At 60.6% G+C, this 9,025-nt stretch carries 13 protein-coding genes; 9 read left to right on the forward strand and 4 right to left on the reverse strand.

The features are described 5' to 3' along the window. Window positions 1–217 precede the first annotated feature (217 nt). From GHO03_RS22510 to arsH, 4 genes are read left to right on the forward strand one after another with little or no spacing between them, the layout of a single operon-like run. Entirely contained in the window at window positions 218–565 is a 348-nt protein-coding gene (locus GHO03_RS22510; RefSeq protein WP_095018501.1) for a metalloregulator ArsR/SmtB family transcription factor, read from the forward strand. A gap of 8 nt (window positions 566–573) precedes the next feature. After that, window positions 574–1,857: an arsenic transporter gene (locus tag GHO03_RS22515; protein WP_095018500.1), complete on the forward strand. Its 1,284-nt coding sequence runs from the start codon at window positions 574–576 to the stop codon at window positions 1,855–1,857. 23 nt (window positions 1,858–1,880) lie between these two features. Beyond that, window positions 1,881–2,351, forward strand: a complete 471-nt coding sequence (locus tag GHO03_RS22520; RefSeq protein ID WP_153380111.1) for an arsenate reductase ArsC — start codon at window positions 1,881–1,883, stop codon at window positions 2,349–2,351. 11 nt (window positions 2,352–2,362) lie between these two features. After that, window positions 2,363–3,058 (forward strand): arsenical resistance protein ArsH, encoded by a 696-nt coding sequence (arsH, locus tag GHO03_RS22525; protein ID WP_095000099.1) that lies wholly within the window; start codon window positions 2,363–2,365, stop codon window positions 3,056–3,058. A gap of 56 nt (window positions 3,059–3,114) precedes the next feature. Here the strand turns inward: arsH and GHO03_RS22530 are convergent, their stop codons facing one another. The 3 genes from GHO03_RS22530 to GHO03_RS22540 all read right to left on the reverse strand — a co-directional run bounded on the left by GHO03_RS22530 (window position 3,115) and on the right by GHO03_RS22540 (window position 4,583). Continuing rightward, window positions 3,115–3,423: an AzlD family protein gene (locus GHO03_RS22530; protein WP_095000098.1), complete on the reverse strand. Its 309-nt coding sequence runs from the start codon at window positions 3,421–3,423 to the stop codon at window positions 3,115–3,117. Continuing rightward, complete coding sequence (locus GHO03_RS22535; RefSeq protein ID WP_095000613.1) at window positions 3,420–4,130, reverse strand: AzlC family ABC transporter permease; 711 nt, start codon at window positions 4,128–4,130, stop codon at window positions 3,420–3,422. The genes GHO03_RS22530 and GHO03_RS22535 overlap by 4 nt, the downstream gene beginning before the upstream one ends. A 102-nt stretch (window positions 4,131–4,232) precedes the next feature. Beyond that, window positions 4,233–4,583: a DUF2834 domain-containing protein gene (locus GHO03_RS22540; protein ID WP_095018497.1), complete on the reverse strand. Its 351-nt coding sequence runs from the start codon at window positions 4,581–4,583 to the stop codon at window positions 4,233–4,235. Window positions 4,584–4,697: 114 nt separating this feature from the next. Here GHO03_RS22540 and GHO03_RS22545 point away from each other — a divergent pair, with 114 nt between their 5' ends. Further along, window positions 4,698–5,504, forward strand: coding sequence for a helix-turn-helix domain-containing protein (locus tag GHO03_RS22545; RefSeq protein WP_240043282.1), 807 nt, complete (start codon window positions 4,698–4,700; stop codon window positions 5,502–5,504). 7 nt (window positions 5,505–5,511) lie between these two features. On the opposite strand, the gene GHO03_RS22550 is transcribed toward GHO03_RS22545, so the two are convergent. Beyond that, entirely contained in the window at window positions 5,512–6,042 is a 531-nt protein-coding gene (locus tag GHO03_RS22550; protein WP_095000095.1) for a glyoxalase superfamily protein, read from the reverse strand. Window positions 6,043–6,267: 225 nt separating this feature from the next. On the opposite strand from GHO03_RS22550, the gene GHO03_RS22555 reads away from it, so the two are divergent. The 4 genes from GHO03_RS22555 to GHO03_RS22570 all read left to right on the forward strand — a co-directional run. After that, complete coding sequence (locus GHO03_RS22555; RefSeq protein ID WP_095000612.1) at window positions 6,268–6,708, forward strand: EamA family transporter; 441 nt, start codon at window positions 6,268–6,270, stop codon at window positions 6,706–6,708. Window positions 6,709–6,836: 128 nt separating this feature from the next. Beyond that, window positions 6,837–8,066: an alanine racemase gene (gene alr / locus GHO03_RS22560; RefSeq protein WP_095018494.1), complete on the forward strand. Its 1,230-nt coding sequence runs from the start codon at window positions 6,837–6,839 to the stop codon at window positions 8,064–8,066. 189 nt (window positions 8,067–8,255) lie between these two features. After that, a complete protein-coding gene (locus GHO03_RS22565; RefSeq protein WP_153400558.1) occupies window positions 8,256–8,768 on the forward strand; it encodes a sigma-70 family RNA polymerase sigma factor in 513 nt (170 codons plus the stop codon). Then, on the forward strand, window positions 8,765–9,025 hold a 261-nt coding region (locus GHO03_RS22570), incomplete at its 3' end, for a FecR/PupR family sigma factor regulator (protein ID WP_372241783.1). The genes GHO03_RS22565 and GHO03_RS22570, both read left to right, overlap by 4 nt.

The following is a 9,025-nucleotide window of genomic DNA, read 5'->3' on the forward strand; positions in this document are numbered from 1 at the left end:
GAGCAGGCCCGGGTAAAGCACCGGCACACGCCGCCCCTGTGGGAGCGGGCTTGCTCGCGATACAGCCGGCGCGGTGGCTCAGTCAAACCGCGTCGACGCCATCGCCGGCAAGCCCGGCTCCCACCTTTACCGAGCACGTCTTGCGGGGGATCAAGGTTGCTATTGCATATGGATATCCGTATATTCGTATTTCCATATGTATAGACAGAGAGTCACCATGCTCAGTCCCGCCGCACTGTTCAAATGCCTGTCCGATGAAACCCGCGCCAGGGCCACCTTGCTGATCGCCCGTGAGGGCGAGCTCTGTGTATGCGAACTGGTCTGTGCCCTGGATGAAAGCCAACCGAAAGTTTCCCGCCATCTGGCCCAGCTTCGAGGCTGCGGGTTGCTGCTCGACCGCCGCCAGGGGCAGTGGGTGTATTACCGCCTCAACCCGCAACTGCCGGACTGGGTGCGCAGCGTTCTTGAAACCACCCTGCTGGCCAACACCGAGTGGCTTGCGCACGACAGTGCCCGGCTCTCTGCCATGGGCGAGCGCCCGCTCAACACCATTGCCTGCTGCTGAGACGTCCGATGCTTATCGCCTTCGCAATTTTTTTGGTCACTCTGGTTCTGGTAATCTGGCAGCCCAAAGGCCTGGGGGTGGGCTGGAGTGCCTCACTGGGTGCGGTTGTGGCACTGCTTGCGGGGGCGGTATCACTGCACGATATTGCCCAAGTGTGGGCCATTGTATGGAATGCCACGGCCACTTTTATCGCCGTGATCATCATCAGCCTGTTGCTCGACGAAGCAGGTTTCTTTCAGTGGGCGGCCCTGCATGTGGCCCGCTGGGCCAAGGGTGATGGCCGCCGCCTGTTTGTGTTTACCGTGCTGCTGGGGGCCGGTGTATCGGCACTGTTTGCCAATGACGGCGCGGCACTGATCCTGACCCCCATCGTGATCTCGATACTGCTCGCCTTGCGCTTTTCTGCCGCCTCAACCCTGGCGTTTGTCATGGCCGCAGGCTTTATTGCCGATACTGCCAGCCTGCCGCTGGTGGTGTCGAACCTGGTCAATATTGTCTCGGCCGACTACTTCGGCCTGGGTTTCAGCGCCTATGCCGCGGTCATGGTACCGGTCAACTGCGTTGCAGTCGCCGCCACGCTGCTGGTGTTGTACGGGTTTTTCCGCCGCGATATTCCACGCCACTATTGTCATGATGAGCTGCCCGAACCACGAAAGGCCATACGCGACCCGTTGACGTTTGCTGTCGGCTGGGGGGTTCTGGTCTTGCTGCTCACAGGCCTGTTTGCACTGGAACCACTGGGCATTCCAGTCAGCGCGATTGCTGCAGTGTGCGCCGCCCTGCTATTCGCTGTGGCTGCGCGCAGCCACGTCATTTCAACGCGACGGGTGTTGCGCGAAGCTCCCTGGCAGGTGGTGACGTTCTCACTGGGCATGTACCTGGTGGTGTACGGGCTGAAAAATGCCGGGCTGACCCACCACCTGACGCTGGTTCTCAATCAGTTGGCCGAGTCCGGCCTTTGGGCCGCCACCCTGGGCACCGGGGTGCTCGCCGCACTGCTGTCTTCGGTGATGAACAATATGCCCGGGGTCTTGCTCGGCGCGCTGTCAATCCAGGCCAGTGATGCCAGCGGGGTGATCCGCGAAGCGATGATCTACGCCAATGTCATCGGCTCCGACCTGGGCCCGAAAATCACCCCCATCGGCAGTCTGGCCACCCTTCTGTGGTTGCATGTGCTGGCACGCAAGGGCATTCGCATCACCTGGGGTTACTACTTCAAGGTGGGGCTGATCCTGACCCTGCCGATTCTGCTTGTCACCCTGTCTGCCCTGGCTTTGCGCCTGAGCCTTTAATACCACCGCAAAGAGCAACTACCATGCGTGTTCTGTTTATGTGTACCGCCAATAGCTGTCGCAGCATTCTGTCCGAAGCCATGTTCAACCATCTGGCGCCACCAGGGTTCCAGGCCATCAGTGCGGGCAGCTTTCCCCGGGGGCAGGTGTTGCCCCGCAGCCTGCTCACCCTGCAAGAAGCCGGTATCGGCATAGACGGCCTGAGCAGCAAGGGCAATGACGCCTACGAAGACAACCCGCCGGATCTTGTCATCACCGTCTGCGACAAGGCCGCCGCTGAGGCGTGCCCGGTGTATTTCGGCCCGGCCATCAAAGCCCACTGGGGGTTGGCAGACCCTTCAGAGGTCAAGGGTGACGAGGCGACCGTAACCGCCGCGTTCCACGCCACCCTGGCGCATATCGAAACGCGCTGCCGGGCCTTTTTCGCCCTGCCCTTTACCCGGCTTGAGCCCGCGGCACTTAAACGCGAACTCGACCGTATCAGCACCCTGTAACCGGAGCCACCATGAGCGACACACTGCCCAATCTCGACACCACATTGATTTCTGCCAAAACCGTGCAACCCGCTAGCCCGCACAAACCACGCATCCTGTTGTTATACGGTTCGACGCGGGAACGCTCGTTCAGCCGCCTGCTGGTAGAGGAAGCGGCCAGATTGCTCGAACACTTTGGCGCCCAGACTCGGATCTTCAACCCCTCGGGCCTGCCGCTGCCCGATGACGCCCCGAATGATCACCCCAAAGTCCAGGAACTGCTGGAACTGATGCAGTGGTCTGAAGGGCAAGTGTGGTGCTCGCCGGAACGGCATGGCGCGATGTCAGCTGTGTTCAAGGCGCAAATCGACTGGGTGCCTCTGGCATTGGGCGCGGTACGCCCGACTCAGGGCAAAACCCTCGCGGTGATGCAGGTGTGCGGCGGCTCCCAGTCATTTAATGTGGTCAACCAGTTACGCGTGCTGGGTCGCTGGATGCGCATGTTCACCATCCCCAACCAGTCTTCGGTGCCCAAGGCCTATCTGGAGTTTGACCAGCACAACCGCATGAAACCGTCTGCGCTGTATGACCGCGTGGTCGATGTCATGGAGGAACTGGTGAAGTTCACCGTATTGCTGCGCGATCGCCCGGACCTGGTTGACCGGTATTCCGAACGCAAGGAGTCGGCGCAAGAACTGAGCCAGCGGGTCAATCAGCGCTCAATTTGAACAGTGGCTGTTGTTGAAGAAGTCGACGCGCGCCTCGACTTCTTCAACCTGGTCATTTACAGATGCCTGAACACCGCAGCCGCGATCACCCCTGCGGCAATCGCCGGCAGCGGCTTCTTGAGCAGCAGCATCACTGCTGCGGTGGTCAGCAAGGCCAGCCGTGCGCCGTTATCGCCGTTGAGGGCCAGGGGCGCGAGCAAGGCGACCAGCACCGAGCCCGACATGGCGCTGATAAATTGCTGCACCCGGTAGTTGATGGGCACGAAGGACATCACGAAAACGCCCCCCAAACGCGTAATCAACGTGACCACAGCCATAATCAGAACAATGATGAAGGTGCCGTAACCGGCGGTATCGATGCTCATTTTTTCTTCTCCATCCACACCGCACCCAACACCCCGCCCGCCAATGCGCCGACCACCACATGGCTGTTTTCAGGCAAGTAGCGGTACGCCAACAGCGACGAGGCGCCCGCCACGCACCAGATAATCAGCATGCGCAGGTTTTTTTGCCCGCCGATTACCATCGCCAGCAGAAAACAGCCCATCACCATGTCCAGGCCCAGGCTGACCGGGTCTTCAATTGCGCTGCCGAAGTACACGCCCAGCCAACTGCCCAGCACCCAGGCCGCCCACAGGGCTATGCCACCGCCCAGGATCAGGCCGATGCCCGATTTGCCGCTGTTGAATGCCTGCATCGACATTGCCCAGTTGGCATCCGAGATCACCATCATCACTCCGTAGCGCTTGGCCGCAGGCAGCTCGCGCAGCCAGGGATACAAGGTCGCACCCATCAGCAGATGGCGGGCATTGATGGCAAACACCGTGACGATCAGGGGCACAACCGGGACCTGCGCCCCCCAGAGATCAAGGGCACCAAACTGCGAGGCCCCGGCGAATACCAAAGCGCTCATCAACAAACTGGCGCTGTTGTCCAGACCGGTCTGCGCGGCAGCCAGACCGAAGGCCACACCGAACACCACCACAAACATGGAAATGGGCAACAGCTGCTTGAAACCATCCCCTACCTCGGCCCAGTTCAGCTCGACCACGCTTTTATCACTGCTCGACAACACACCACCCCTTCTGCGCTACGCCACACTGTTTTTATGCCCGCATTATGCGGGGCTGAATCTAATGCACAACAGTGCGCAGGTGTGAAAGGTGTCGCAATGTCAGGGTTGGCGCGGCGTTTTCAGACAGGCCCGGCTATTTGTGCCCGGGTTGCGTACGAACCCCTCGACCACGATATACAGCAGCGGGCCGATGGCGACGAAGACCGCGGTCAGCAGCAGGTACGGCAGCACACTGGCCAGCGAGCGGCCTTTACCGCGTGCATCGCGGTACATCCACACGCAAGCCAGCGCCGCCATCAGGTACAGGTCGATCACCACTTGAGCCGTGTCCGGGCTGGCCATCAGTTCCAGTCCGAAAGCTGCAAGGGACTGGTGGGCGGTCAACATCGTGAAGATTGTGTAAGCAGAGAACCCGAGCAACGCGGCAAGGGCGAGACAGGATTTTTTCATTAGCATTTCCGAATCGACGAAGTGGACAAGGCTCCAGTTAGTGATACTTTTCCCCCACCGACAATGACCTCACAGGTCATGGACTCAGCCTTTTGCCCCTGCCAGAGTTTATGGATGAACAACCTGACCTTTCCCCGCATCAACACCCCGACAACCGCTGGCCCGCAGCTGCGTCTGCTGCGCCGTCAGGCCGGTATGAGCCAGCTGGAGCTGGCCTTGATCACGGGTATTTCCCAACGCCATTTGAGCTGCATCGAAACCGGGCGCGCCAAACCCGGCCCCGGCACCTTGCATAACCTGCTGATGGCCCTCGAGGTACCGCTGGAGCAGTGCAACAGCCTGTTTCTGGCCTCGGGTTATGCGCCGCGCTACGAGACAACGCCGCTCTCTTCGCCGGCCATGGAGGCCGTACGTGAGGCCATCAGCCATGTGTTGCACGCCAACAACCCCGCCCCGGCGATTGTGTTGGGCAGCCACTGGCAGGTGCTGGATGCCAACGCCAGCACCGCAGCCCTGTTCAGCCTGGTCGGACTGCCCGCAGACGCGGCCCGGGACTTGAACCTGCTGACCACACTGCTGCAACCCGGCGGCCTGGGTGATTACCTGATCAACCCCGAAGAAATAAGAACCCTGGCCTGGCAACGGGCGACACGCGAGGCCCTGTCCAACCCCGTACTGGCCAGTCTTATGCAAACCCTCAGCGCCCCGGACACCCTCGCGGCCCTGCCCCGGGAACTGCCGCCACTGGTCTTGACCCGCATTGCCTGCGCCCATGGCGAGCTGAACTTCATGTCCACCTTCACCACATTCGGCATGCCGCTCGATATCACCGTAACCTCAATGCGTATCGAGCATCTGATCCCGGCGGATGCACAAACCTGGCAGATCATGACAGCGGCTTATGAGCGCTCACGGGGCTGAAGATCCGTCAGTCCTGGCAAAAACGGATGCGGTTGCCAAACGGGTCATGAACCTCCAGCACCCGTCCCCAGCCCTGCTGGACAATCTGCGGGCGGCCATAACCGTAGCGCTTGGCCATTAGCTCGTCGTGCAGCAACTCGATATTGTCCATGGGTACGAATACCGTGGAGCCGGGGCTGGCATCGCCATGATGCTCGGAAAGATGCAGTTGCAAGCCGCTGCGGCTGATGCCCAGATAGAGCGGCAAACCTGCTTCGAAGCGGTGCTCGAACTCAACGCTGAAACCCAGGAAATCCAGATAGAACTCTCGGGCCTTGGCCTCATCAAACATCCGCAATATCGGAATCGGCCTGTCGAAGCTAATTGCCGGCGCAGCACTCTGCACAGGCAGCCGTGCGCTGGCCGTATTCCAGTCCTTGTAACCCAGTTGCCTGGCAACCAGTTCAAGGGCGATGGCATGGGTGACTTCCAGATTGCGCGCCTGCAGCGAGGTTCGCAGGCTCTTGGCCATCTGTTTGGCTTGCTCGATTGACAGCATCAGTGCTCCCGGGGGCGAAGGCTTTTGGTGCCGCGTTGCCAAACCTCGACCGTCAAGAGAGAGGGGAAAAGGCAGATAATCATGCTTTCACCTTCCCATGGGGAGCGAGCGGCGGGCAGCATCGGCCAGTGCCGATAGTACACAAGCCCTGCACCGGGTTACAGCCTCAACGCCCCTGCATGACATATGCTTGAAAGCACCTTCAGCGATCACTCAGGAAAACCCATGGGCTCGACTTTCTATTCAAGCTGGACATTCTGGGCATTACTTTCGGCGGTGTTCGCTGCCATGACGGCGATTTTCGGCAAAATTGGCATTACCGGCATCAACTCCGATTTCGCCACCTTACTGCGTACCGTCGTCGTGCTGGTGAGCCTGGCACTGATCCTCTACGCAACCGGCCAGTATCAGTCGCTGGGCTCGATTTCGGCGCGCAGCTATGTGTTTCTGGTGCTCTCGGGGCTGGCCACCGGGGCCTCGTGGATCTGCTATTACCGAGCCCTGCAACTGGGCCAGGCGTCACTGGTGGCGCCGGTGGACAAACTCAGCGTGGTGATCGTGGCCGTGCTGGGCGTGACGCTGCTGGGTGAAAAGCTCGATATTCGCCAATGGGCGGGGATCAGCCTGATTACCGTGGGTGTGGTGTTGCTGGCGTGGCGGCGATAGGTGTCCTTTGGCACCACGACACTTTCAGACAGATACGCGGCCCGGGGAGTGACTTTTCCTGCAAGCCAATCCTAGTATTGCCGCGCGTCACCCTGCCGCAAAAAAAATAACGTATGGAAACTCAGCAAATGCCCTTCACCCGTACCCTTCTTGCCCTGTCTTTGGGCATGGCTTTAATGCACAACCCGGCCTTCGCCGCCCCGCCGCTGTCGATGGTCGATGGCGTTGCCCAGGTCAATACACAGGACAGCAATGCCTGGGTCGAGATCAACAGAGCCGCGTTCGTCCACAACATTGGCGTGTTGCAAGCGACTGTGGGCGACAAATCGAAAATCTGCGCCGTGCTCAAGGCCGATGCCTACGGTCACGGCATCGGCCTGCTGATGCCTTCAATCATCGCTACCGGTGTGCCTTGCGTTGGCGTGGCGAGCAATGAAGAGGCTCGCGTGGTACGTGAAAGCGGCTTCAAGGGCCAACTGATCCGTGTGCGTACGGCAGCACTCAGCGAGCTGGAAGCGGCGCTGCCGTACAATATGGAAGAGTTGGTGGGCAACCTTGATTTCGCCGTCAAGGCCAGCCTGATTGCCGAAAAACACGGCCGTCCGCTGGTGGTGCACCTGGGCCTGAACTCCAGCGGCATGAGCCGCAACGGCGTGGAAATGACCACCGCAGAGGGCCGCCGCGACGCGGTCGCCATCACCAAGGTGCCGAACCTGGAAGTGCGCGCGATCATGACCCACTTCGCGGTAGAAGACGCCGACGACGTGCGTGCAGGGCTCAAGGCGTTCAACGAGCAGGCACAATGGCTGATCAATGTTGCAGAACTCGATCGCAGCAAAATCACCCTGCATGCGGCCAACTCGTTCGCCACCCTGGAAGTGCCGGAATCGCATCTGGACATGGTTCGCCCGGGCGGTGCGTTGTTCGGCGACACGGTGCCGTCGCACACCGACTACAAGCGCGTGATGCAATTCAAGTCCCATGTCGCCTCGGTCAACAGCTACCCCAAGGGCAACACCGTGGGCTATGACCGCACCTGGACGCTGGGCCGCGACTCGAAACTGGCCAATGTCACCGTGGGTTACTCCGACGGTTACCGCCGTGCCTTTACCAACAAGGGTATCGTGCTGATCAACGGCCATCGCGTGCCGGTGGTGGGCAAGGTCTCGATGAATACCCTCATGGTCGACGTTACAGACGCGCCGGATGTCAAAAGCGGCGACGAAGTGGTGTTGTTCGGGCAACAGGGCAAGGCCGAAATCAGCCAGGCGGAAGTTGAAGACATCAACGGTGCATTGCTGGCCGACCTGTATACGGTGTGGGGCAACTCCAACCCGAAGGTCCTGGTCGAGAAGTAGGGCCTGCGTAGAGCTTGTAGAGACTCTGTTGCAGGTCAAGCCCTAGTGTGGGAGCGAGCCTGCTCGCGAACGACTTCGCGAGCAGGCTCGCTCCCACATCTGACACAGCGCGAAACATTCCCGAGCATACGCTAATGAGAAGCGCTATCATTGCGATCCTTGTCAGTGTCTGCTCCGGGATTGCAATCGATGTTCACGTCCTCCCCTTCCTCACGCCGTGCCGTGGGTGAACTCTATGTTCAGCATCACGGCTGGGTGGTGCAGTTGCTGCGCCGCAAGCTGGGCAATCAGGAGCAGGCTCTGGATCTGGCCCAGGACACGTTTGTGCGCATGTTGCGTACCGACACACCCGCGCCGCTGCGCGAACCCCGGGCCTATCTCACCACCATTGCCAGCCGTCTGTGCGGCCAATACTTCCGTCGTCAGGCGCTGGAGCGGGCCTATATGGAGTCCCTGGCGCTCCTGGAGCCGCAGCTTGTGCCCTCCCCGGAATCTCGCCTGCTGGTGTTGGAGGCACTGGACGCCGTCGGCCAGGTGCTCGATGGCCTGGGCGCAAAAGTGCGGGAGATTTTTTTGCTGTCGCAACTGGACGGCCTGACCTACCCGCAGATCGCCGAACGCATGGGCCTGACCGTCAACGTGGTGCAAAAAGCCATGCTCAAGGCTTACCGACACTGCTACAGCGCGGTCTACACCGGGTGAGTCTGTTCGAGCCCGCCAACACCCAGCGCCTCGACCAGGATGTGGTCGAGCAAGCCTTGCAGTGGATGGTTACCGTGCAATCGGGCGTCAGCACCGAGGCCGAGCTTCTGGCCTGCCAGCATTGGCGCGCGCAATCCGCGCAACATGAACTGGCCTGGCAGCGCCTCACCGGGCTTAATACCGACATTCGCGACAGCACCCGCATGCTGCCTGCCGCCGGTGCCCGGACGTTGCTGCGCTCGCGCAATGCCCCGGGC

Origin of the sequence: Pseudomonas sp. FSL R10-1339 (genome assembly GCF_009600545.1) — a bacterium.
GTDB classification, from domain to species: Bacteria; Pseudomonadota; Gammaproteobacteria; order Pseudomonadales; family Pseudomonadaceae; genus Aquipseudomonas; species Aquipseudomonas bubulae.